We start from the raw sequence: 23107 nt of genomic DNA, 5'->3' as shown, positions 1-23107 counted from the left end.
TCACCCTCGGCGGCCACTCCCTCCTCGGCGTCCGCCTGGTCAACCGGATGCGCGGCGTCCTCGGCGTCGAGCGCACCGTCCGCGACCTGTTCCGCCCCTTCCTTCCGACCTCCGCTTTCCCCCTGTTTCCCCCTGTTTCTCCTCTGCGTTGGGAGCGCTCTCCTATGACCGCGTCCGAAACCCGGCCGCTCACCGCCGTCCGCCGCTTTCCGCCCGGCTTCCTGTGGGGTGCGGCCACCGCCGCGTACCAGATCGAGGGGGCGGTGGCGGAGGACGGGCGTACGCCGTCCATCTGGGACACCTTCGCGCACACGCCCGGGAAGGTCTTCGAGGGCCACACCGGCGACGTGGCCGTCGACCACTACCACCGCTTCCGCGAGGACGTCGGGCTGATGCGCGAGCTGGGGCTGAACGCCTACCGGTTCTCGGTCTCGTGGTCGCGGGTGCAGCCGACGGGGCGGGGTCCGGCCGTGCAGAAGGGGCTGGACTTCTACCGGCGGCTGGTGGACGAGCTGCTGGCGGCGGGGATCGAGCCGGCGCTGACCCTCTACCACTGGGATCTGCCGCAGGAGCTGGAGGACGCGGGGGGCTGGCCGGAACGGGCGACTGCGGAGCGCTTCGCCGCGTACGCCGGTCTGGTGGCCGACGCGCTGGGCGACCGGGTCACCCGCTGGACCACCCTCAACGAGCCCTGGTGCTCGGCCTTCCTGGGCTACGGCTCCGGGGTGCACGCCCCGGGCCGCACCGACCCCGTGGCCGCGCTGCGGGCCGCCCACCACCTCAACCTGGGGCACGGACTCGCCGTGCGGGCGCTGCGGGCGGCGCTGCCTCCGGGGGCGAAGCTGGCGGTGTCGCTCAATCTGCACGAGGTGCGGCCGCTGACCGCCTCTGCCGCGGACCGGGAGGCGGCACGGCGGATCGACACGGTCGGGAACGGGGTCTGGCTGGGCCCGATGCTGGACGGCGCCTATCCGGAGGAGTTGTTCGCCGACACGGCGCACCTGACCGACTGGGCGTTCGTACGGGACGGGGACGAGGCGGCGGCGGGGCAGCCGCTGGACTGGCTGGGCGTCAACTACTACACGCCGACGGTGGTCTCGCGGGTCGCGGCGGGCGAGGCGGGGCCGCAGGACGACGGGCACGGCGACAGCGCGCACTCGCCGTGGCCGGGCGCCGGGGACGTGGCGTTCCACCGGGCCCGGGGCGCGCGGACGGCGATGGGCTGGCCGGTGGACGCGACGGGGCTGTACGACCTGCTGGTCCGCGTGTCGGCGCGGTATCCGGGGCTGCCGCTGGTGATCAGCGAGAACGGGGCGGCGTACGAGGACGTGGTCGGCCCGGACGGTTCGGTGCACGATCCGGAGCGGGCGGCGTATGTGCACGCGCATCTGGAGGCGGTGCACCGAGCGGTGGCGGCCGGGGCGGAGGTGTCCGGGTACTTCCTGTGGTCGCTGCTCGACAACTTCGAGTGGGCGTACGGCTACGCGAAGCGTTTCGGCGCGGTGCACGTCGACTACGGGACGCTGCGGCGAACACCGAAGTCGAGCGCGCGCTGGTACGCGGAGGTGGCCCGGTCCGGTGAGCTGCGGGCGCCGGGGGCGGGGGGCTGATTCCGGTCCGGCCGGGCCGGGGCAGGTACGGTTCCGGGCGGGGGCGTCCGCCCGGAACCGTTTCGTCTCGGAGGAAGTGCACGAGCCATGGCCGTCATTCACAAGACCACGATGAAGCCGACGAAGCTGGAGCTCCTGGAGGCCTGGCTGCCGGGCCGGCCCTGGTACCGGGGGCCGGCGGGCGCGGTGCCCGTCCTGGAGCGGGCGGGCGGCTTCCGGCTCGACGACCCGGCGGGCGAGGTGGGCGTCGACTTCATGGCGGTCACGGACTCCTCGGGCGCGGAGGTCGTGTCGTATCTGGTGCCGTTGACGTACCGGGGCGCGCCGCTGGAAGGGGCGGAGGGCGCGCTGATCGGGACGTCCGAGCACGGGGTGCTGGGCACCCGGTGGGTGTACGACGGGGCGTACGACCCGGTGCTGCTGGGCGAGTTGGCGGCGCTCCTGGAGGGGCGCGCGGTGCCGCAGGCGCAGAGCCTGTCGGACACCCCGGACCCGACGGTCGTCGCCGCGTTCGACGGGCCGGGCTCCTGGGACACCGGGGCGGCGCCGGTCGTCGAGGAGGGGGCGCACGGAACGGACGTGCGGCTCGGCGCGGGCGCGCCGGTGCTGCGGTTCGCGCGGGTCCTCGGCGCGGAGGCGGCGGGGGTGCGGGGCGGGGTGACCGCGGGCTGGCGGCTGCCGGACGGCGGCGAGCCGCGCGGCACGTACGTGCGGGTGCTGGACGCGTCCTGACCCGTGCCCTGGGCGGGCCGCCGGGGGCAGATCGCTCTCGGCTCTCCCAGGCCCTCCCCGCGCGCCTGCCGGGTCAGAACACGGACAGCCCGGTGATGGTGGTGAAGCGGTCGAGCGCGGCGACTCCGGCGACGGAGTTGCCGCGCGTGTCGAGGCCGGGGCTCCACACGCACAGGGTGCAGCGGCCCGGGACGACGGCGATGATGGCGCCGCCGACGCCGCTCTTGCCGGGCAGTCCGACGCGGTAGGCGAAGTCGCCGGCGGCGTCGTAGGTGCCGCAGGTGAGCATGATGGCGTTGATGTGCTTGGCCTGGCTGCGGGTGAGCAGCCGGGAGCCGTCGGCGCGGATGCCGTGGCGGGCGAGGAAGCCGGTGGCGAGCGCCAGGTCGGCGCAGGACGCCTCGATGGAGCACTGGCGGAAGTACTCGCGCAGCAGGGTCGGCACGGGGTTGGCGATGTTGTCGTAGCTGGCCATGAAGTGGGCGAGGGCCGCGTTGCGGTCGCCGTTGGCGTTCTCGGAGGCGGCGACGTCCCGGTCGAAGTCGAGGTCGGGGTTGCCGCTCTCGGCGCGGAGGAAGTCGAGCAGGACTCCGGAGGCGTCGCCGGTCATCCGGTGCAGCTGGTCGGTGACGACGAGGGCGCCCGCGTTGATGAAGGGGTTGCGCGGGATGCCGTTCTCGTACTCCAGCTGGACGAGGGAGTTGAAGGGGTTGCCGGAGGGTTCGCGTCCGACGTGGTCCCAGAGCGGGTCGCCCTTGCGGGCCAGGGTGAGGGCGAGGGTGAAGACCTTCGTGACCGACTGGGTGGAGAAGGGGCGCTGCCAGTCCCCCACCCCGTACACGGTGCCGTCGAGTTCGGCGACGGCCATCCCGAAGCTGTTCGGGTCGGCGGAGGCGAGCGCCGGTATGTAGTCGGCGGGCCGGCCGCGCTCGGTGAGGCCGGTGATCTCCTCGGCGATGCGGTCCAGGACGGGGGCGAACGTCAGCAGCATGCCCCCATCATGCGCCTGGCGCGATCCGGGGGCGCTGTCGGTGCGCCTCCCTATGATCGTGTCGATGCCGCTGGTCGCGGCTCCCGGGCGCTCGCGCGCCCGGTCGGGGAGGGGAGTCTCATGACGCGTGGTCTCGGCGTGCGCCGACGAGGGGTCCGGTCGGTACTGGTGGGGGCGCTGGTCGCCGTGCTGCTGCCCGCTACGGCGACGGTGGCGGGGGCCGAGGCGCCCGCCCCGCGTACGTACACGGTCTGGCAGTGGAATGTGGCGGGGGACACGATCCACGACGGCTCGACGACGGACGGCATGGTCACCCAGGCGGCGGCGTCGGTGGTGAGCCGCTCGGCGGACTTCGCCGCCTTCAACGAGCTGTGCCAGGGGCAGTACGCCGCCCTGGCGGAGGCGCTGCGGGCCCGGGGCTGGCCGCAGGACCCGCAGAACTTCGCGCGCTTCGAGCCCAGCCGTCCGGCGGGGAACGCGTCGGTGTGCAAGGGCGAGCCGTTCGGGAACGCGCTGTTCAGCAAGCGTCCGCTGGGCGGCGCGGCCCGGTTCGCGCTGCCGGACGACGGCTCGGCGGAGAAGCGGAACCTGCTGTGCGCGCCGCTGGCCGACGGCACGGCGACCCGTTTCTGCACGACGCACATCACGACGAACCAGTCGTTCAACGTGGCGCAGCTGGACTTCGTGCGGCAGAAGCTTGAGGACTACCACGCGGCCGGGGAGACGGTCCTGACCGCGGGCGACTTCAACGCGCAGCCGAACTACGGACGGCTGAACGCGTACTACGCGCCGAGCCTGGACACGCCGCACAACGGCGGCAACACCGGGCAGTACCGGGAGCTCGACGACGCCGACCCGGGGAACTGCCCCGGCTACGGGGAGTGGACGGCGGACGGCACGCCGGGCACGGCCCCACCGTGCGGAACGAAGGCGAAGATCGACCTGATCTTCGTGCGGGAGAGCGCGCTGGCCGGGCCGTACGACGCCGACTCGCTCGCGATCTCCACGAGCTGCACCGGCGTCCCGGCCTGCTCCGACCACCGGATACTCGTCGGTACGGTCACCGTCCGCTAGCGGCGGCGGCCTCCGGGGCGGGGCGGCCACCGAGTGGCGGGGGCGCCGGGTCCGGGCGAGGGTGGCCCGTGGGGCCAGGGGCCCCGAGCGGGGGACCGAGAGTACCGAGAGTGAGGTGAGCCGGGTGCCGCTGTCCGCGGACGCGCCGGGAGCGCCGTGCTGGCTGAGCCTGGCGGCCCGGGACCTCGGGGCCGCCGAGCGGTTCTACGGGGCGGTCCTCGGCTGGACCTTCCGGCGCGGCCCGCTCGGCCGGGGCTTCTCCGTCGGTGAGCGGGACGGCACCCCGGTGGCCGGGATCGGCGAGGTCGTCGACCGGATGGCGGTGCCGGTGGCCTGGACGCCGTTCTTCGCGGTCGCCGACGCCGACACGGCGGTGGCCCGGATCCGCGAGCGCGGCGGCACCGTCGGCGTCGGGCCGCTCGCCTTCCCGCCGCGCGGGCGGGCCGCGCTCGCCACGGACCTGGAGGGCGCCGCCTTCGGCGTCTGGGAGGGCCGGGTGTCCTCGCGCTGGCGGGTCGGCGAGGTGGCCGCCCCGGCCTGGCTGGAGCTGCACACGGGCAACGCCTTCGACGCCGCCGTCTTCTACGGCGGGGTGCTCGACTGGGTCGACGGCGGCGGCGCGGACCGCTTCGAGGTCTCCTACGAGGACGACCAGGTGGTCCTGCGCCGCCGGGGCGACGCCGTCGCGCGCCTGAACAGCGGACCGGCCGAGGCGTCCTCGGAGCAGCCGCAGCGGCGCCCCCGCTGGCTGGTGCACTTCCGGGTGCCGGACCTGGAGCGGGCGATCGCCGCGGTCCTCGACCACGGCGGCGCGCTCGTCCCCGAGGCCGACGACGGGTGGCGCGCCCCGGCCGGGCGGCGCACGACCGTGCGGGACCCGGAGGGCGGGCTGTTCACCCTGGACGAGAGCGACGGGCGGGACGGGCCCGGCCCGGGGGCCTGACCAGGTCCCGCCCGCTCCCGGGCGGCCCGCTCCGGGGCGCGGGGATCACGCCCCCGTCAGCACCACCAGCCGCCGGGTCGCCCTGGTCATCGCCACATAGCGGTCGACGGCTCCCGCGACGCCGTCGCCGAGGGCGTCCGGGTCGACGAGGACCACCAGGTCGAATTCGAGGCCCTTGGCCAGCGTCGGGGTGAGGGACCGGACCCGGGGCCGCTCCTCGAACGCCGGGGCGCCGATGACCACGGCGGTCCCCTCGGTGTGCGCGGCGAGCCAGGTGTCGAGGACCTCGTCCAGCTCGTCGGCGGAGCCGTGCGTCACGGGGACGCCGGAGGCGCGGACCGAGGTCGGCACGTTGGCGTCGGGCAGCGCGGCCCTGATCACCGGCTCCGCCTCCGCCATGACCTCCTCGGGCGTGCGGTAGTTGATGCTCAGGGACGCCATCGTGATCCGGTCCAGGCCGACCCGCTCCAGGCGCTCCCGCCAGCTCTCGGTGAAGCCGTGGCGCGCCTGGGCCCGGTCGCCGACGAGGGTGAAGCTCCCCGAGGGGCAGCGCAGGAGCAGCATCTGCCATTCGGCGTCGGTGAGTTCCTGGGCCTCGTCGACGACGATGTGCGCGAAGGGGCCGGCCAGCTCGTCCACGTCGGTGCCGGGCAGGGCGCCGTCGTCGATCAGGCTGTCGCGCAGGTCCCGCCCGTTGAGCATGGTCACGGCGCCCTCGCCGTCGTCGTCGGCGGCGAGGATGTTGTCGATGACCCCGGCCATCCGCTCCCGTTCGGCGGCGACGGCCGCGTCGCGGCGCCGCTTGCGCAGCGAGGACCTGGGGTCGCCGAGCCGCTGCCGCGCCGCGTCCAGGTACGGCAGGTCGGAGACGGTCCAGGCGCACGGGTCGGCGCGGCGCAGGGTGCGCGCCTCGTCGGGGGTGAGCCAGGGTGCGCACAGGCGCAGATAGGCGGGGACGGACCAGAGGTCGCCGACGAGGTCGGTGGCCTCCAGCATCGGCCAGGCGCGGTCGAGGGCGTCGACGAGCTCCTGGTCGTGCCGGAGCGCCTTGCGGAACAGCTCCTCGGGGACGTCGTCGTCGAGCTTCTCCAGCAGGATGGCGACCAGTTCGTCCCAGATCTGCTCGCGGGCCTCGTTGTGCGGGGTGCCGCGCCCGGCTGCCTCGAAGGCCTCGGCCCAGTCGCCCGCGCTCAGCCAGACGTCGGACCAGTCGGTGGAGACGCGCATGCCCTCGGTGGGCGGCTCCTCGTAGAAGCGGACGGCCTTCTCGACGGCCTTGACGAGCCGGGCCGAGGCCTTGAGGCGGGCGGCCTCGGGGTCGGTCTCGGGCGGTGCGGCGGCCCCCTCGGCGACCAGGTCGCGCAGGGTGCAGGTGCGCACGCCGTCCTCGCCGAGGCTGGGCAGGACGTCGGAGACGTAGTTCAGGTAGGGCTGGTGGGGGCCGACGAACAGCACGCCGCCGCGGCGGTGGCCCAGGCGGGGGTCGGAGTAGAGGAGGTAGGCGGAGCGGTGCAGGGCGACGACGGTCTTGCCGGTGCCGGGTCCGCCGTCGACGACGAGGGTGCCTCGGGAGCCGGCCCGGATGATCGCGTCCTGGTCGGACTGGATGGTGCCGAGGACGTCGCGCATCCGCTCGGAGCGCTCGCCGCCCAGGCTGGCGATGAAGGCGGACTGGTCGTCGAGGGCGGCGTGGCCCTCGAAGCCGTCGGGGGTGAAGACCTCGTCCCAGTAGTCGGTGATCCGGCCGCCGGTCCAGCGGTAGCGGCGGCGGCTGGCGAGGCCCATGGGGGCGGCGTGGGTGGCGGCGAAGAAGGGCTCGGCGGCGGGCGAGCGCCAGTCGATGAGCAGTCGGCGGCCTTCGGCGTCGGTGAGGCCGAGCCGTCCGACGTAGACGGGTTCGGCGGCGCCGTCGCCGCCGCCGGGGACGATCCGGCCGAGGCACAGGTCGAGGCCGAAGCGGCGCAGGGCGCGCAGCCGGCCGGTCAGCCGGTGGATCTCGGTGTCGCGGTCGAGCGCCGCGCGGCCCGCGCCGCCGGGGGTGCGGCGGAGCTCGTCGAGGGTGCCGGAGAGTTCGGCGATGGACTGTTCCAGGCTCCGCGCGACGGCGGCGAAGTGGCGCTCGTCGGCGGCGACGAGCGCGGGGTCGGCCTTGGCCGACAGGTTTCCGGGCAGCGCGAAGGCGCCGCCGCTCACGGGCTGGTCGTGGGGGTGTTCATGGACGGTAGACGGCACACGCACTGAGTGGATCTCCCATTTCCGCAGGTCCTGGCCTCGATGGGCGATTGTGCGGGAGACGGGGGGCCTTGCCGCAAGCCCCCCTGTGCGCTATAAGTTGAGAGTGGCAAGGAGAGCATCGACCTCCTTGCCTTTCTTTTTGCCCCTGGTCGGCCGGTGCCCGGCGGCCCTCGGCCGGCCGGTGGCGGGCCGTCCCCGGTCAGCCTGCCGCCAGGCCCAGTTCGCCGGCCGCGCGCGGGGCGAACCAGCGCTCGACGTCCGCCTCGGTGACCTCGGCGAGGGTGGCCGGGGTCCAGTGCGGGTCGCGGTCCTTGTCGACGACCTGGGCGCGGATGCCCTCGACCAGGTCGGGCGAGGAGAGCGCCGCGCAGGAGAGCCGGTACTCCATGTCGAGGGCGGCTTCCAGGGAGTCCAGCCGCCGGGCGCGGCGGACGGCCGCGAGGGTGGCCTTGAGGGCCGTCGGGGAGCGCCCGAGGAGTACCCCGGCGGTCTCCTTGGCCTCGGGGACGCCGGAGTCGCCGAGGCGGGCCACGATGTCCTCGACGGTGTCGGCGGTGTAGCAGGCGTCGATCCAGCCGCGCTGCGCGGCGAGCGCTCCGGCGGGTGCGGGGCGCGCGTGGCGCGCGACCGCTTCGGCGGCGGGCTGCCGGGTGAGGGCGTCGGCGAGCGCCGGGAGGCCGGCGGAGGGCACGTACCGGTCGGCGAGACCGGTCAGGATCGCGTCGGCGGCGCCGACGGGGGTGCCGGTGAGGGCGAGGTGGGTGCCGAGTTCGCCGGGGGCGCGGCCGAGGAGGCGGGTGCCGCCGACGTCGGGGACGAAGCCGATGCCGGTCTCGGGCATGGCGACCCGGGAGCGTTCGGTGACGACGCGGAGCGAGCCGTGGGCGGAGACGCCGACGCCGCCGCCCATGACGATGCCGTCCATGAGGGCCACGTACGGCTTGGGGTAGCGGGCGATCCGGGCGTTGAGCCGGTATTCGTCGCGCCAGAAGCCGGGGGTGGCGTGGCCTCCGGCGCGGGCGTCGTCGTGGATGGCCCGGATGTCGCCGCCGGCGCACAGTCCGCGCTCCCCCGCGCCGAGGATGACGACGGTCTCGACGGCGGGGTCGTGCTCCCAGGCGGTCAGGGCCTCGTCGAGGGTGCGGACCATGGCGTGGGTGAGGGCGTTGATCGCGCGGGGCCGGTTGAGGGTGAGGAAGCCTGCCCGGCCCTCGGTGCGCACGAGGACGTCGGGCTCACGGGGGGCGGCGGTGCCGTGGGACATGTGTCGCTGCTTCCTGCCGGTGACGGGCGGTCGGCGATCGGTCCCGCCGGGTGGCCGGCGCGCCGCCGGACGAAACGATCTTCCACCCACCGTAACGGGCCGGCCGGCCCGCGGACAGGGCCTCTCGGCCCGTCCCGTTTCCCCTGCCGGTCGCCCCGGGGGCAGCATGGAGGGAGGCGCCCGTGGACAGGGCGGGAAGGAGCGCACCGTGACGGGAGGCGCGGACCGGTCCGCCGGTGGCCCCCAGGAGCGGCCCACCGGACTGCGGAGCGTAGCGGGCCAGGTCTTCGCCCTGCAGGCGCTCATCGCGCTGCTGATCATCGCGGCGGCGGCGCTGGCGCTCGTCCTGCAGGGGCGGTACGACAGCGAGCGCGAGGCCCGCAACCGTTCGCTGGCCGTCGCGGAGGGCTTCGCGCACGCGCCGGGGCTGGCGGAGGCGCTGCGCTCGCCGGATCCCACGGCGGCGCTGCAGGCGCGGGCGGAGGCCGCGCGGATCGGCTCGGGCGTCGACTTCGTGACCGTGCTGGCCCCGGACGGGGCGCGGTACACGGACTCGGACCCCAGTCTGATCGGGCAGCGGGCGCAGGGGGACATCGCGCGGGCGCGGGCCGGGCAGTCGTTCACGGAGGTCTACCGGGGGGCGCCGCACGACGCGGTGCGGGCGGTGGTGCCTGTGCGCGCGGCCGACGGCACCGTGGTCGGCATGGTGACCAGCGGGGTCGAGGTGGAGACGGTCGGCCAGGCGGTGGAGGGCAGGCTGCCGGTGCTGCTGGGCGCGGCGGCGGGCGGTCTGGTGATCGCGGTGGGCGGGGCCGGTCTGGTGAGCGCCCGGCTGCGGCGGCAGACGCACGGCCTGGGCCCGGCGGAGATGACCCGCCTGAAGGAGCACCACGAGGCGGTGCTGCACTCGGTGAAGGAGGGCGTGGTCATCGTCGGGGCCGATGGGCGGCTGCTGCTCGCCAACGACGAGGCCCGGCGGCTGCTGCGGCTGCCCGTGGACGCGGAGCGGCGCCATGTCACCGAGCTCGGCCTGGAGCCCGGTACGGCGGAGCTGCTGGTGTCCGGGCGGGCGGTGACGGACGAGGTGCACGCCGCCGGGGACCGGCTGCTGGCGGTGAACGTGCGGCCGACGGCGGACGGGGCGCCGGACGGCGGCTGTGTGATGACCATGCGGGACACGACCGAGCTGGCCGCGCTGACCGGCCGGGCGGAGGTGGCGCGGGGGCGGCTGCGGCTGCTGTACGAGGCGGGGACGCGGATCGGGACGACGCTGGACGTGGTGCGGACGGCGGAGGAGCTGTCGGAGGTGGCGGTGCCCCGGTTCGCCGACTTCGTGACGGTGGAGCTGCTGGATCCGGTGGTGCGGGGCGAGGAGCCCTCGGGGGCGTTCACCGAGATGCGCCGGACGGCGCTGAGCGGGGTGCGCGCGGAGTCGCCGTTGCAGCCGGTGGGGGATCTGATCCGGTTCGTGGTGCCGACCACGCCGATGGCCTCGGCGCTGGACGAGGGGCGGGCGGTGCTCCAGGCGGACCTGGCCTCGGCGCAGGGCTGGCGGGCGCAGGACCCGGAGGGGGCGGCGCGGGCGCTGGCGTACGGGCTGCACTCGCTGCTCACGGTGCCGCTGCTGGCGCGCGGGGTGGTGCTGGGGATGGCGAACTTCTGGCGCGCGGCGGACACGCCGGAGCCGTTCGGGGAGGAGGACCTGTCGTTCGCGGAGGAACTGGCGGCGCGGGCGGCGCTGGCGATCGACAACGCGCGCCGGTTCACCCGGGAGCACACGATGGCGGTGGCGCTGCAGCGCAGCCTGCTGCCGAGGGTGCTGCCGGACCAGAGCGCGGTGTCGGTGGCGCACCGCTATCTGCCGGCGAAGGCGGGTGTGGGCGGCGACTGGTTCGACGTGATCCCGCTGCCGGGGGCGCGAGTGGCGCTGGTGGTGGGGGACGTGGTGGGGCACGGGGTGCACGCGGCGGCGACGATGGGGCGGCTGCGGACGGCGGTGGCGAACTTCTCGACCCTGGACCTGCCGCCGGAGGAGCTGCTGGGGCATCTGGACGAGCTGATCGACCGGCTCGGCGAGGAGACCGAGTCGGGTCCGGAGGACGGGGCGCCGCAGGACGGCGAGGGCCCGGCGGAGGGCAGCACGGGGGCGACGTGCCTGTATGTGATCTACGACCCGACGACGGGCGACTGCACGATGTCGAGCGCGGGGCACCCGGGGCCGGCGCTGGTGCGTCCCGACGGCAGCGTGGAGTTCCCGGCGCTGCCGGCCGGGCTGCCGCTGGGCCTGGGGCTCGGCGAGCACCCGTTCGAGTCGGCGCGGCTGCGGCTGGAGCCGGGGAGCAAGCTGGTGATGTTCACGGACGGGCTGATGGAGGACCGGGCGCGGGATTTCGACACGGGTCTCGCGCTGCTGCGGAAGACGCTGTCGCGGCCGGACCGGTCGCCGGAGCAGACCTGCGCGGACGTGCTCGCGGCGATGCTGTTCCCGGTGCCGTCGGACGACATCGCGCTGCTGGTGGCGCGGGCCCGGCGGATCCCGGCGGACCGGATCGCGGAGTGGGAGGTGGCGGCCGATCCGTCGGCGGTCTCCCCGGTCCGCAACCAGGCGGCGGCGCGGCTGGCGGCCTGGGATCTGGAGGAGGCCGGGTTCACGGCGGAGCTGGTGCTGTCCGAGCTGGTCACCAACGCGATCCGGTACGGCAAGCCGCCGGTGCGGGTGCGGCTGGTGTACGACCGGGCGCTGATCTGCGAGGTGTCGGACGGCAGCAGCACCTCGCCGCACCTGCGGCACGCGACGGACACGGACGAGGGCGGCCGGGGGCTGTTCCTGGTGGCGCAGTTCGCGCAGCGCTGGGGCACCCGGTACGCGCGACGCGGCAAGACCATCTGGGCCGAGCTGCCGATCACGCCGGACGGGGCGGGCGGCATCGCGGCGGCGGGGCCGGTCGATCCGGACGCCCTGGAGGATCTCGCCTGGTGAGGGCGGGATACGGTCGGGCGCACCGCTCTCTTTCCTGGAGGAACACGTGACCGCGCCCGTCGCCACCGGCACCCTGCACCACGTCGAGCTGTGGGTGCCCGACATCGGCCGGGCCGTCGCCTCGTTCGGCCCGCTGCTCGGCTCGCTCGGCCATGTGCCGTTCCAGAGCTGGGAGGGGGGCCGGAGCTGGCGGCTCGGGGCCACGTACCTGGTCGTGGAGGAGTCGCCCGCGCTCAGCGCCGACGCGCACGACCGGCTGCGGCCGGGGCTGAACCACCTGGCGTTCCACGTGGCGACGCGGGCGGAGTTCGACGGCCTGGTCGAGGAGGCGGTACGGGTCGGCTGGCGGCTGCTGTTCCCCGACCGGCATCCGCATGCCGGCGGGGAACAGACCTGTGCGGCCTATCTGGAGAACGCGGACGGCTTCGAGGTGGAGCTCGTCGTCACGGAGCCCTGAGCGGGCACCTCGCCGTCCGCCGGGGTCAGCCGAGGCCGGTGCGCAGGGCGGTCATCAGGGTGCCCTGGGCGGTGTCGCCCGACATCTCCCAGATGAAGACGCCGAGCAGGCCCTTGGATTTCAGGTAGGCGGTCTTGCGTCCGATGGACCAGGTGTCGTCGAAGCTCCACCACTGCCCGCCGGCGCCGGTGTAGCCGTAGGTGGCGCCGGACTGCTCGTCGTGGCGGACGGTGAGGCCGGGGACCGAGGCGATCAGGTTGGCGTAGCCGCGTACCCCGGCCTCCTCGGCGAACTGGCCGGGGGCGGCCCCGGTCGCGCTCTGCCACTCCCCCGCCGCGCCGCCGTCGGCGACGCCCTGCCAGCCGCGTCCGTAGAAGGGGATGCCGATGGTGAGCTTGCGGGGGTTGAAGCCGGCGGCGAGGTAGGGCTTGAGGGCCTCGTCGACGCTGAAGTGGAAGCCGTAGGGGTCCTGGGCGTCGGTGTAGAGGTTCGCCTGGTGGCCGGTGCGGTGGGGCTCCCAGGAGTTGTCGCTGCCGGCGCCGTGGAAGTCGTAGCCCTGGACCATGGCGTAGTCGAGGTCGGTGGCGGCCCGGGTGAGGTCCCAGCCCTGGCCGATCTTGACCGGGTCGGCGGGGGTGAAGGCGGTCAGCAGCCGGTGCTCGCCGCCGAGTTCGTCGAGCTGCTTGCGGAACTCGGCGACGAGGGCGGCGTTGTTGGCCTTGTCCTGCGGCCCGTAGTGGTTGCCGGGGTGTCCGTCGGGCGAGCCGGGCCACTCCCAGTCGAGGTCGATGCCGTCGAAGACGCCCGCGCCGGTGCCCTCGCCGCCGGCGCCGTTGTAGACGGGCAGATTGCCCTTGATCCACACGTCGACGCAGGAGCGGACGAACTTCTGCCGGGAGGCCTCGGTGGCGGCCACGTCGGAGAAGTACTTCGAGTAGGTCCAGCCGCCGAGGGAGACGACGACCTTCAGGTTCGGGTACTTGGCCTTGAGCTTCTTGAGCTGGTTGAAGTTGCCGCGCAGCTTGCCCCAGCCGTCGTCGGCGACCCCGTCGACGGACTGGGCGGCGCTGAAGGGCCGGGCGTAGTCGGCGTCGGCGTCGCCGGCGCCGGTGCCCTGGTCGGGGTCCTGCGGGTTGGAGCCGACGCCCTTGGTGACGCCGGCCTGGCAGGTGAGGTTGACGGGGTCGATGTTCTCGAAGGCGTAGTTGACGACGTCGAGGGAGGCGGCGGCGCCGGAGGTGTCGAGGTTCTTGACGAAGTACTGGCGCCCGTAGATGCCCCACTGGGCGAAGTAGCCGACCTTGAGGTAGCGGCCCTGGGCGAGGTCGGCGGTGGTGACGGTGAGCGCGTTCGACGGCGGCGAGGCGTTGTCGGCGGCGTCGCGGGCGCGGACGGTGAAGGTGTACGGGTTGGCCGGGCCGAGTCCGCTGACGGTGACCGAGGTGGCGGTGCCGGGGACGGTGCGGACGAGGGCGCCGCCTCGGTAGACGTCGTAGCCGACGACGCCCTTGTCGTCGGTGGCCGCCGTCCAGGCGAGGCTCACGCTGGAGGAGGTGGTGGCGGTGGCGCGCAGCGCGCCGGGCGCGGTGGGCGGGTTGGGGTCGCTCGCCGGGTCGACGGTGGTGACGGCGAGCGGCGGGCTCTCGGGGCCGAGGTTGCCGCGGGTGTCCTTGGCGCGGACGGTGAAGCCGTACGCGGTGGCCGGGGCGAGCCCGGTGACGGTGGCCGAGGTGGAGGTCGAGGTGGCGACGACGGCGCCCTGGGAAAGGACCTCGTAGCCGGTGACGGGGTGGTCGCCGGGGGCGGCCTGTGTCCAGTCGAGGCTGACGGTCCGTACGGTGACGGCCGTGGCGCGCGGGGTGCCGGGGGCACCGGGCGGCACGTCGGGGCTGCCGTCGCACTTGCCGCCGTTGACGGTGCAGCCGGTGGGGGCGGTCTGCGGGCCGGTGGCGACGAACCAGTAGCTGTACGGCTCGGTGGAGCCGCCGGCGGCGACGGTGCCGTTGTAGTGGGCGTTGCGGACGGTGACGTGGCGGCCGGTGACGGTGGCGTCGCCGTTGTAGTGCGAGCTGATGGTGACGCCCGTGGGCAGGTCGAACTCCAGGGTCCAGCCGTTCACGGGGGTGGTGGTGCCGTTGCGGATGACGAGGACGCCGCGCCACCAGCTGCCGTTGTTCTCGGAGGTGAAGGTGGCGGTGACGGCGCCGGCGGCGTGCGCGGGGGCGGCGGCCGGTCCGGCGAGGGCGGCGATCGGGAGGAGGAGCACGGCGAGCAGGACGAGGAGTCCTCTGCCGTGGCGCGGGCGTCTGCGGCTTCTCCGGGCTGTGTCCATCGGGTCTCCCTGGACGCGTGTGAGGGGTACGGGAGCGCGTCGCGGGACCGTGTGGGGGCTCGGGTACGGCCTTGCGGCTGTGGGACCGCCGAACGGGAGCCAACGGCACCGTAGTTGGTACGGACCATTGCGTCAACGCGTCGCGGGACGCTTGACGCCGCCCAGTGGTCTACTCCACCGTGGTGGGCGGGTCGGGGACGGGCCGGTGTGGGCCGGTCCCGCCTCCCGCTCGGCACCGCCGTTCCACGCAGGACCGTGTACGCACGGCCCGGCCGCCTCCTCGCGGGGGCGGCCGGGTGCCGCGCCCGCCCCCGCGGTCAGGGCGCGGTGACCGTCCCGGCGTCGGCGAGGTGCAGCACCGCGTCGACGCCGTCGAGCAGCGCCCGGCCGAGCGGGAAGTAGCCCTTGGCGGGCTCGGCGCCGGCCCGCACCCGCCCGTCCGGCACCCGCCCGGCGCGGACCGTCCCCCAGCCGGGGACCAGCCCTTGGAGGGCCCCTTCGTACGTGTCCGGCGCGGGCTCCGCGAGCCCCAGGGCCTCGCTGCGGCCGACGCTCCCGGCCACGCACACGTACCGCTCGCCGAGCAGCGCCCCGGCGATGCCCCCGGCGCCGGACCAGGTGGCGCTCAGCTCCCCGGCGCTCCAGGTGCTCGGGGTGCGCTGGAGGTGCAGGTTGTGGGCGAAGACGAGGGTGGGGCCCCGGAGTTCCTCGGCCTCCCGGACGGCGAGGAGGTTCTCGGCCATCAGCGCGTCGCGGGTGGCGAGCAGCCGGGTGACGCGGGTGCCCTGATCGCCGGGCTCGGCGCACTGCCGGTGGTAGCGCAGCAGGCCGACGGCGGCGGTGAGATGGGTCCGCGCCCGCCGCCAGTCGTCGAGCGAGCCCGCCGCGACCAGCTCGGGCGCGCGGGCGTGGAGGGCGGTGACCAGGTCGTCGGCGAGGGCGCGGGCCCGTTCGGCCCCGGGACCGGCGCCGGGCGAGCGCGCCGGGTCCAGCACGGCCTCCTGGCGGCTCCAGTCCTCGTCGGCGCCGAGCGCCCCGGCGAACGGATCCTCGGGGCCGAGGCCCAGATAGCGGCGGACGTGCTCCAGGTAGGCGCGGGGGCTGGGCGCGCTGTAGTTCTCGGTCGGGAGGTCGAAGCCGTGGAAGGCGAGCCGTTCGGCCGGCGGGCGCCCGGCGTTGTGGGCGCGCATCCAGGCGACGAGCTCCCGGTTGGCGTCGAGGGCGCCGAAGCCGTGCGAGAAGCCCTCGGCCATGACGGCGTCGAGGTCGCCGTCCCCGCCCTGGACGTAGGTGTCGACGCGCAGGGCGGCCACGCGGTCGGTCTCCAGGGCGACGGAGCGGAAACCCCGCTCGGCCAGTCCGGCGAGGAGAGTGTTGCGGAGCCGCCCGAAGGCGGGCTCCTGGTGGCTGGGCTCACCGAGCCCCAGCAGGGTGCAGGAGGGGGTCACGAGGTCATGGAGGTCCTGGCTCATGAACCTCAACCGTATCCTTGAAAGAACGGTGGAGACTTTGACCGCCAAAGTCCCGCAGAGACAGCGATCCATCACCGTGAAGTCTCAAACCGGGGAGCAGCGTGCGACCGACCGACCTGGCCCGCCGGCACGGCCTCTCGACCCAGGCCGTGCGCAATTACGAGGCGGACGGCCGCCTCCCGCCCGCCGCGCGCACGCGCAGCGGCTACCGGGTCTACACGGAGGCGCACGCGGCGGCGCTCGACGCCTACCTCGCGCTGGTGCGGGCGTACGGGCACGCCACCGGCGGCCGGATCATGACCGCGCTGCACGCGGGCGCGCTGGACGAGGCGCTGACCGCCGTCGACCGGGGCCACGCCCAGTCGCTGCGGGACCGGGAGACCCTGGACGCGGTGCGGGGCGCGGTCGGGCACCTCCTGGAGCACCCGCCGGAGCCCGCGGCGGCGGGGCCGGGCAGCCGCACGGTCGGGGAGCTCGCGCACCGGCTCGGGGTCACCCGGGCGACCCTGCGGGCCTGGGAGGCGGCGGGGATCCTGGCCCCCGCGCGGGACCCCGCCACCGGCCACCGGACGTACCGCGCGGACGACGCCCGGGACGCCGAACTGGCCCACCTGCTGCGGCGCGGCGGCTATCCCCTGGAGCGGATCGCGGAGGTGGTCCGGCAGATCCGCGCGGCGGGCGGCACGGAGGCGCTGGGCGCCGCCCTGGAGGGCTGGGAGGAGCGGCTCACCCGGCGGCGGCTCGCCATGCTGGACGCCGCCGCGCGCCTGGGCCGGTACCTGGAACTCCTTCCACTCCAGCCGTAGTACTCTCCCTGGAGTGAACGGCCGGGACGCGGCCGGAGCCGTGGCCGGGGACCCGGCCGAGGACAGGAGGACCACCGGTGGCCCGCAGCAACCCCGAGCGCCGCGCGGCGCTCGTCGACGCCGCCATCGAGGTGCTCGCCCGGGACGGGGCCCGGGGCCTCACCTTCCGCGCGGTGGACACCGAGGCCACCGTGCCGCCCGGCACCGCCTCGAACTACTTCGCCAACCGCGACGACCTGCTCACCCAGGCGGGCGCGCGCGTCTACGAGCGCCTCCAGCCCGACGAGGCGACGATCGAGCGGCAGCGCACGGCGCCGGCCGACCTCGCCACGTACACCGAGCTGATGAAGGAGCTCGTCGGCCGGGTCAGCGGCTTCCGCACCGGCTACCTGGCCCTTTTGGAGCTGCGCCTGGAGGCGACCCGGCGGCCGGAACTGCGGCAGGTACTCACCGAACGGGTCCGCGCCGACGTCGACGCCAACGTCGCCTACCACGAGGCTTCGGGTCTCCCCGGCGACGGCACGGGCGTCAAGCTCCTGATGCTGGCCTTCAACTGGCTGATCGTCGAGCAGCTCACGCTCCCCGGCGTCTTCTCCGAGGAGGAGCGCGACGCCCTGATCGCGGCGACCGTGGACCGCGTGGTCGGCGGCGCGGAACGCTGACCCGCGCGGGGAGAGGTGACGGCCCGCGCGGGAGGACGTGACGGCCCGCGCGGGGGCGCGTCGTCCGTGGGCGCGGCAGGTGCCCGCCGCCCGCGCCAGCCACCCCCCGTTCACAGCCGCCCGGCGAACCACCCGGCGGCCAGCTCGGCCACCCGTGCCAGCTCCCCCGGCCCCTCGAACAGGTGCCCCGCGCCGGGCACCATGGCCAGCCGGTGCTCGCACCGCAGCCGCCGCGCGGCCCGCTCGTTGAGGTCGAGGACCAGCGGGTCCGCACCGCCGACGATCAGCAGGGTCGGCGCTGCCACCTCGGACAGCCGCTCCTCCGCGAGGTCGGGGCGCCCGCCCCGGGACACGACCGCGGCCACCCCGGCGTCCCGCTCGGCGGCGGCCCACAGCGCGGCGGCCGCGCCCGTACTGGCGCCGAAGTAGCCGGTGCTGACCGCCCCGGCGCCGAACCGCCCGGTCAGCCACTCCTCCGCCCGCCGCAGCCGGTGCGCCAGCAGCGGGGTGTCGAAGACCAGGGCGCGGTCCGCCGCCTCCGCCTCCGTGAGCAGGTCGAAGAGGAGGGTGCCGAGCCCGGCCCCGTTGAGGGCGGCGGCCACCGCGCGGTTGCGCGGGCTGTGCCGGCCGCTCCCGCTGCCATGGGCGAACAGCACGACCCCGGTGGCCCCTTCGGGCACGGTCAGCCTCCCGCCGACCGTCGCCCCGCCGAGCGGGATCAGCACCTCGGTGTCCTCGGCCCGCCCGGCGGGCGCCGCGCGGCGGGCCCGCAGACAGGCCAGCACCTCCTCGTCCGAGGTCTGCGAGAAGTCCGTGTAGAACGGCCCGATCGCGGAGAAGACCGCCGGGTCGCGCACGCAGTACGTGGCGTCCGCCGCGTCCCCGATCCGGCTTCCCCAGTCGCGCGGCGCGACCGGCACGGCGAGCACGATCCGGGCGGCGCCCGCGGCCCGTACCACCCGGCACGCGGCGCGCGCGGTCGCCCCGGTGGCGAGGCCGTCGTCCACCACCACGACGGTCCGGCCGCTCGGCCCGACACCGCCCCGGGCCGCCGCGTAGCGCTCCGCCCGCTCCTCCAGGACGGCCCGCTCGCGCGCCTCGACCGCGGCGAGGGCCGCCGGGGAGACCCCCGTGTCGGCGAGGATCCGGTCGTTGAGCACCCGTACGCCGTGTTCGCCGATCGCGCCCATGGCGAGCTCCGGCTGGTCGGGCACGCCGAGTTTGCGGACGAGGCAGACGTCCAAGGGGGCGCCGAGCTCGTCGGCGACCTCGGCGGCGACGGGGACGCCCCCGCGCGGCAGTCCCAGGACGAGGAGGTCCTGGCCCCGGAGGCCGGTCAGGCGGGCGGCGAGCTGTCTGCCGGCGTCCGCGCGGTCGGTGAAGTACATGTCCTGCCCGCCTTCCCGGCGCTCGGCGCCGTGGAGGAACAGCCTGGTCAGAGCCCGCCCATACACCAGGCTAGCCCGCCGCACCTCCTGCGTGCCGACGATCGTGACCGTCCCGGGGGCGGACGCGGCGCCGGCTCCGTGCGGAGAGGATGGACGTCCCGCGCCCCGGGACCGCGGCGCGGGACGAACGACGGAGGGGATTCCATGCGCTTACGCGTGACGCACCCGGCCCGGACCGCCGCCGTGGCCGCGACCGCCCTGCTGACCCTGTCCCTGGGGGTGCTGCCCGCCCAGGCGGCCGACGCCGGAACGGCCCCGGGCGTGGCGGCCGGCCACCACACCCCCGCCCTGGACCGGGAGGCCCTGCGCGCCTCGCTCGACGCCTTCCGCGACGCCGGGATGTACGGGGCGTTCACCTCGGTCCGGGTCGGCCACGAGAAGTGGCGGGGCGCCACGGGCGTCGCCGACACGGCCACCGGGCGCCCGATGGGCCCGGGCTTCGAGCAGCGGATCGGCAGCATCAGCAAGACCTTCACGGCCGTGGCGGTGCTCCAGCAGGTGGAGCGCGGCCGGATCGACCTGGACGCGCCCGTCGGGCGCTACCTCCCGGGGCTCGTCACCGGCGAGCGCGCCGAGAAGGTGACCGTACGGATGCTGCTGAACCACACCAGCGGCATCGCCGACTACGTACTGCCCGCCTTCCCCGGCATCCTGGAGGACCCCGGCGCGGCGCTCGACCGCAACCGGCTGCGCCACATCGAGCCGGAGGAGCTGGCCCGGCTCGGCCTCGCCGCCCCGCCGGTGCGGGAGCGCGGGAGGTTCAGCTACTCCAACACCAACTACATCCTGGCCGGCCTGGTCCTGGAGAAGGCCACCGGACAGGACGCCGAGGCGTACATCACCCGCCACGTGATCCGCCCGGCGGGCCTGCGCCACACGTACTACCCGACGTCGCCGTCCCTCAAGGGCCCGCACCCGCGCATGTACGAGTCGTTCTACGGCTACATCGACCCGCCGCGCGACTACAGCCGGTACGACATGTCGTGGGCGAGCACGGCGGGCGCCATGGTGTCCACCACCGACGACCTCAACACCTTCTACCGGAAGCTGCTCGGCGGCGAACTGCTGCGCCCGGCCTCGCTGCGGGAGATGAAGACGACGGTCCCGGGCTACGAGACGCCGCCGGGCGAGGAGCCCCTGATGCGCTACGGCCTCGGGATCTACACGCTGATGATGCCGAGCGGCGGCTGGTACTGGGGCCACGACGGCGGCGTGTTCGGCGCGGGCACCTGGTCGCTGTCCACCGAGGACGGCCGCCGCCAGGTCTCCCTCGCGTACAACTACATGAAGTGGCAGCGTTTCGACGACCAGGGGCAGGAGCTCCCGGACCCGATCACGCCCGCCATGTACGCGTACGTCGACGGCGCCCTGAGCGGCGCCCCGGCCCCGGCCGGGCCGCGGAGCGCCGCTCCGGCCGCGCTGCCGCCGCTCGTGGGCAGCCTGCCGGTGCGCTGACCGGGCCGGCCTGATCCGGCGCGAATTGTCAGACACCCCCTAACGCCCGGCCCGGGCCGCGCGGCGGATCGTGGCGTCCACCAGGGCGAGCGCGTCCGCCGCGGTGCGGCCCGGGGCCCGGTTCCAGGGCCCGATGAGCTCGGTCCAGCCGCGCGAGCGCAGCTCTTCGAGCATCCACGCCCCCGCCTCGTTCATGGTGGGGGCGCTGCCGTGGCCGAGCCGGTGCGCGGCGAGCATGGCACCGCACACGCACCGCGCGCCCCGGAGGTCGCGCAGCCGGTACGGGGTGTTCTGCCAGCCCCACTCCGTCAGGACCCGGCGGGCGTGGGCGAGATGGACGGAGGGCCGTACGTCGGGGCTGCCGATCCGGCGCCAGACGTGCAGCCGGTCGGGCAGCACCGCGCCGAGCCGGCCGGGGAGCGGGCGTTCGGCGGGCGGGGCGGGCGGCAGGGCGTCGAGGGCCTGCGCGACGAGCCGGTCCACGGGCACGGAGAGCAGCCGCCGCCAGTCGGCGTCCTCCTCGCGTACCGGCGGGGCCTCGGACCAGCGGGCCACGATCTCCCGCCAGGCGGCGGTCTCCAGGACGGCGGCGGCTTCCCGGTCCACTTCATCGACGGCACCCTGCACGGACAAGCTCCATTCATACGGATACTCATATGAATGTCGGCTTTGTCCGCCAAGAACTTGAGCGAGTACCGGAAACCCGCCCGCGCCACCCCCGCCAGGACGTACGGTCATGGCCGAAAACCATGGCATGAAGGAGCGCACGCGCATGAAGATCGCCGTACTCGGCACCGGAGACGTGGGCAGGCAGCTCGCGGGCAGACTGGTCACCCTCGGTCACCAGGTGACGCTGGGCTCCAGGTCGGCGGACCACCCGGGCGCCACGGCCTGGGCCGCCGAACACGACGCGGCGCACGGCACGTTCGCCGCGGCGGCGGCCGGGGCCGAGCTGATCGTGAACGCCACCGGTGGCCTGGTCTCGCTGGCGGCGCTGGAGGCGGCGGGCGCGGAGAACCTGGCGGGCAAGGTCCTCGTCGACGTGTCGAACCCGCTGGACTTCTCGGCGGGCTTCCCGCCCTCGGTGGTCACCCCGGACGGCGGCAGCCTGGCCGAGCAGATCCAGCGCGCCTTCCCCTCGGCCCGCGTGGTGAAGACCCTCAACACCATGACGAACACGGTGATGGTGGAGCCCTCCCGGGTCCCCGGCGACCACGTCGTCTTCGTGTGCGGCGACGACGAGGAGGCCAAGGCGACGGTCACCGCCCTGCTGGCCTCCTTCGGCTGGCCGGAGCCCCGGATCGTGGACCTCGGCGACCTGTCGGGCGCCCGGGGCACCGAGCTCCTCCTGCCGCTCTGGCTGCGCCTGATGGGCACCCTGGGCACCGGGGACTTCAACTTCGGGATCCTGCGGGCCTGACCGCTCAGGCCCGCGGGATCCCGCCCGAGCCGCCCGTCAGGCGCTCGGCGGCGAGCCGGCGAACCGGTCGCGCGGGGCGCCGCCCCGGACCTCCCGGCAGGCGCCGACGGAGGGGCCGGGCCGGACCGCCCGCCCTCCGGCCCGGCCGCCCCGGGGCGCGGAGCGTCAGTGCGCGGCGGCCAGCGAGGGCTCGGCGCGTACGGGTCCTTCGAGCAGGGACCGCAGCAGCGCGGCCCGCCGCTCGCCAGGGGCGACGTCCGCGAGCAGCGCGGCGAGGAGCGCGATCCGGGCCTGCCCCGGCCGCAGCGTCCCGGCGAGCACGGCGCCGGCGGCGGCCAGGTCGACGGCGCCGCCGCCCGTGTAGACCTCGGCGACGGGTCCGGAGGCGACGCGCGTGGACAACACGACGAGCACCCCCTGGGACACGGCGTCACCGACCGCCGCCGCTATCTCGGGGGTGGCGTTCCCGGCGCCGGTGCCGACGAGCACGATCCCGCGCGCCCCGGCGGCGACGGCCGCGTTCAGGAGCAAGGGGTCGCCGTCCGAGTGGTGCATGACGATGTCGACGCGGGGCGGCGCGTCGAGGGCGCCGGGCACCGGCAGCGGCGCCGGCCGCACGGGCTCGCGCTCGATGTCCACCTGGCCGAAGCCGAGGCGGCCCACCCGCTCGCCGGAGGGGTCGGCGAAGGGGTCGGAGGCGAGGGTCTTGGTCTTGACCGTGCCGCGCGCCGCGTGGACGAGCCCGTCGAAGACGACGAGGACGCCGAGCCCGCGCACGGTGGCGGCGACCTGGAGGGCGTCGTAGAGGTTCCCGGGGCCGTCCCCGTCCCCCGTGCCGAACGGCCGCTGGGCGCCGGTGAGGACGACGGGGCGCGGGTCGGAGTGGTGCAGGTCCAGGAAGAAGGCCGACTCTTCCAGGGTGTCGGTGCCGTGGGTGACGACGATGCCGTCGACGCCGGGGTCGGCGAGCGTCTCGTGGACCGCGCGCAGCAGGACGAGCTGACGCTCGGTGGTCATCCGGGAGCTGTTGACGTTGAACAGGTCGAGGACCTCGACGTCGACCGCGTCGGGGACGGCCGCGGTGGCGACGACGTCGTCACCGGAGGCGTCGGCGGCATAGCCGGCGCCGGTCCAGCGGCTGGCGATGGTGCCGCCGGTGCTGATCACCACGATGCGGCGAGGCCTGGCGTCGCGCGTCCACTTCATGCCCTTACGCCCCTTTCCCT

Annotated in this window: 18 protein-coding genes; 10 read left to right on the top strand and 8 right to left on the bottom strand. The window is 75.2% G+C overall.

All coding sequences use genetic code 11. The features are described 5' to 3' along the window. Nucleotides 1–164: 164 nt before the first annotated feature. Both ACZ6J5_RS31925 and ACZ6J5_RS31920 read left to right on the top strand, forming a co-directional pair. Nucleotides 165–1610: a GH1 family beta-glucosidase gene (locus ACZ6J5_RS31925; protein ID WP_469397282.1), complete on the top strand. Its 1446-nt coding sequence runs from the start codon at nt 165–167 to the stop codon at nt 1608–1610. Nucleotides 1611–1697: 87 nt separating this feature from the next. Next, on the top strand, nt 1698–2342 hold the full coding sequence (locus tag ACZ6J5_RS31920; protein WP_469397280.1) for a maltokinase N-terminal cap-like domain-containing protein: 645 nt from the start codon (nt 1698–1700) through the stop codon (nt 2340–2342). 73 nt (nt 2343–2415) lie between these two features. Here the strand turns inward: ACZ6J5_RS31920 and ACZ6J5_RS31915 are convergent, their stop codons facing one another. Further along, complete coding sequence (locus ACZ6J5_RS31915; RefSeq protein WP_469397278.1) at nt 2416–3333, bottom strand: glutaminase; 918 nt, start codon at nt 3331–3333, stop codon at nt 2416–2418. 120 nt (nt 3334–3453) lie between these two features. Between ACZ6J5_RS31915 and ACZ6J5_RS31910 the strand changes: the two genes are divergently transcribed. After that, nucleotides 3454–4407 (top strand): endonuclease/exonuclease/phosphatase family protein, encoded by a 954-nt coding sequence (locus tag ACZ6J5_RS31910; protein WP_469397276.1) that lies wholly within the window; start codon nt 3454–3456, stop codon nt 4405–4407. A gap of 124 nt (nt 4408–4531) precedes the next feature. Further along, on the top strand, nt 4532–5350 hold the full coding sequence (locus ACZ6J5_RS31905; RefSeq protein ID WP_469397275.1) for a VOC family protein: 819 nt from the start codon (nt 4532–4534) through the stop codon (nt 5348–5350). A gap of 45 nt (nt 5351–5395) precedes the next feature. On the opposite strand, the gene helR is transcribed toward ACZ6J5_RS31905, so the two are convergent. Next, complete coding sequence (helR, locus tag ACZ6J5_RS31900) at nt 5396–7588, bottom strand: RNA polymerase recycling motor ATPase HelR (RefSeq protein WP_469397273.1); 2193 nt, start codon at nt 7586–7588, stop codon at nt 5396–5398. Nucleotides 7589–7784: 196 nt separating this feature from the next. Then, complete coding sequence (locus ACZ6J5_RS31895; RefSeq protein ID WP_469397272.1) at nt 7785–8849, bottom strand: enoyl-CoA hydratase/isomerase family protein; 1065 nt, start codon at nt 8847–8849, stop codon at nt 7785–7787. A gap of 166 nt (nt 8850–9015) precedes the next feature. Between ACZ6J5_RS31895 and ACZ6J5_RS31890 the strand changes: the two genes are divergently transcribed. After that, nucleotides 9016–11829, top strand: a complete 2814-nt coding sequence (locus ACZ6J5_RS31890) for a SpoIIE family protein phosphatase (protein ID WP_469397270.1) — start codon at nt 9016–9018, stop codon at nt 11827–11829. A gap of 46 nt (nt 11830–11875) precedes the next feature. Then, nucleotides 11876–12286 (top strand): VOC family protein, encoded by a 411-nt coding sequence (locus tag ACZ6J5_RS31885; protein WP_469397269.1) that lies wholly within the window; start codon nt 11876–11878, stop codon nt 12284–12286. 25 nt (nt 12287–12311) lie between these two features. On the opposite strand, the gene ACZ6J5_RS31880 is transcribed toward ACZ6J5_RS31885, so the two are convergent. Together ACZ6J5_RS31880 and ACZ6J5_RS31875 are read right to left on the bottom strand one after the other, a co-directional pair. Next, nucleotides 12312–14618: a glycosyl hydrolase family 18 protein gene (locus ACZ6J5_RS31880; RefSeq protein ID WP_469397268.1), complete on the bottom strand. Its 2307-nt coding sequence runs from the start codon at nt 14616–14618 to the stop codon at nt 12312–12314. A 317-nt stretch (nt 14619–14935) separates the two neighbouring features. After that, nucleotides 14936–16090 carry an erythromycin esterase family protein gene (locus ACZ6J5_RS31875; RefSeq protein WP_469397266.1) on the bottom strand — a complete coding sequence of 385 codons (1155 nt, stop codon included), beginning with the start codon at nt 16088–16090 and terminating at the stop codon, nt 14936–14938. A gap of 101 nt (nt 16091–16191) precedes the next feature. Here ACZ6J5_RS31875 and ACZ6J5_RS31870 point away from each other — a divergent pair, with 101 nt between their 5' ends. Both ACZ6J5_RS31870 and ACZ6J5_RS31865 read left to right on the top strand, forming a co-directional pair. Continuing rightward, nucleotides 16192–16896, top strand: a complete 705-nt coding sequence (locus ACZ6J5_RS31870) for a TioE family transcriptional regulator (protein ID WP_469397265.1) — start codon at nt 16192–16194, stop codon at nt 16894–16896. 77 nt (nt 16897–16973) lie between these two features. Beyond that, entirely contained in the window at nt 16974–17558 is a 585-nt protein-coding gene (locus tag ACZ6J5_RS31865) for a TetR/AcrR family transcriptional regulator (RefSeq protein WP_469397264.1), read from the top strand. A gap of 110 nt (nt 17559–17668) precedes the next feature. Here the strand turns inward: ACZ6J5_RS31865 and ACZ6J5_RS31860 are convergent, their stop codons facing one another. Then, nucleotides 17669–18946 carry a phosphoribosyltransferase family protein gene (locus ACZ6J5_RS31860; RefSeq protein ID WP_469397262.1) on the bottom strand — a complete coding sequence of 426 codons (1278 nt, stop codon included), beginning with the start codon at nt 18944–18946 and terminating at the stop codon, nt 17669–17671. Nucleotides 18947–19150: 204 nt separating this feature from the next. Here ACZ6J5_RS31860 and ACZ6J5_RS31855 point away from each other — a divergent pair, with 204 nt between their 5' ends. Beyond that, complete coding sequence (locus ACZ6J5_RS31855) at nt 19151–20461, top strand: serine hydrolase domain-containing protein (protein WP_469397261.1); 1311 nt, start codon at nt 19151–19153, stop codon at nt 20459–20461. Nucleotides 20462–20500: 39 nt separating this feature from the next. Here ACZ6J5_RS31855 and ACZ6J5_RS31850 read toward each other — a convergent pair whose 3' ends face one another. Continuing rightward, a complete protein-coding gene (locus ACZ6J5_RS31850) occupies nt 20501–21094 on the bottom strand; it encodes a DUF6197 family protein (RefSeq protein WP_469397259.1) in 594 nt (197 codons plus the stop codon). Between the two features lie 139 nt (nt 21095–21233). On the opposite strand from ACZ6J5_RS31850, the gene ACZ6J5_RS31845 reads away from it, so the two are divergent. Then, the gene (locus ACZ6J5_RS31845; RefSeq protein WP_469397258.1) at nt 21234–21881 is read left to right on the top strand and encodes an NADPH-dependent F420 reductase; all 648 of its coding nucleotides are present in this window, start codon (nt 21234–21236) and stop codon (nt 21879–21881) included. A gap of 165 nt (nt 21882–22046) precedes the next feature. On the opposite strand, the gene ACZ6J5_RS31840 is transcribed toward ACZ6J5_RS31845, so the two are convergent. Next, nucleotides 22047–23087, bottom strand: a complete 1041-nt coding sequence (locus ACZ6J5_RS31840; RefSeq protein WP_469397257.1) for an asparaginase — start codon at nt 23085–23087, stop codon at nt 22047–22049. Nucleotides 23088–23107 lie beyond the last annotated feature (20 nt).

The organism is Streptomyces sp. NPDC042100 (genome assembly GCF_055582325.1).
Note: the sequence above shows the minus strand (reverse complement) of the source record. Positions and strands in the feature narration are given on the sequence as shown.

Coding starts and splice junctions, on each gene's coding strand:
- ACZ6J5_RS31920 (WP_469397280.1), top strand. CDS start 1,698: ATGGCCGTCATTCACAAGACCACGATGAAGCCGACGAAGCTGGAGCTC.
- ACZ6J5_RS31855 (WP_469397261.1), top strand. CDS start 19,151: ATGCGCTTACGCGTGACGCACCCGGCCCGGACCGCCGCCGTGGCCGCG.
- ACZ6J5_RS31915 (WP_469397278.1), bottom strand. CDS start 3,333: ATGCTGCTGACGTTCGCCCCCGTCCTGGACCGCATCGCCGAGGAGATC.
- ACZ6J5_RS31910 (WP_469397276.1), top strand. CDS start 3,454: ATGACGCGTGGTCTCGGCGTGCGCCGACGAGGGGTCCGGTCGGTACTG.
- ACZ6J5_RS31845 (WP_469397258.1), top strand. CDS start 21,234: ATGAAGATCGCCGTACTCGGCACCGGAGACGTGGGCAGGCAGCTCGCG.
- ACZ6J5_RS31840 (WP_469397257.1), bottom strand. CDS start 23,087: ATGAAGTGGACGCGCGACGCCAGGCCTCGCCGCATCGTGGTGATCAGC.
- ACZ6J5_RS31880 (WP_469397268.1), bottom strand. CDS start 14,618: ATGGACACAGCCCGGAGAAGCCGCAGACGCCCGCGCCACGGCAGAGGA.
- ACZ6J5_RS31890 (WP_469397270.1), top strand. CDS start 9,016: ATGGAGGGAGGCGCCCGTGGACAGGGCGGGAAGGAGCGCACCGTGACG.
- ACZ6J5_RS31860 (WP_469397262.1), bottom strand. CDS start 18,946: ATGTACTTCACCGACCGCGCGGACGCCGGCAGACAGCTCGCCGCCCGC.
- ACZ6J5_RS31925 (WP_469397282.1), top strand. CDS start 165: ATGACCGCGTCCGAAACCCGGCCGCTCACCGCCGTCCGCCGCTTTCCG.
- ACZ6J5_RS31875 (WP_469397266.1), bottom strand. CDS start 16,090: ATGAGCCAGGACCTCCATGACCTCGTGACCCCCTCCTGCACCCTGCTG.
- ACZ6J5_RS31895 (WP_469397272.1), bottom strand. CDS start 8,849: ATGTCCCACGGCACCGCCGCCCCCCGTGAGCCCGACGTCCTCGTGCGC.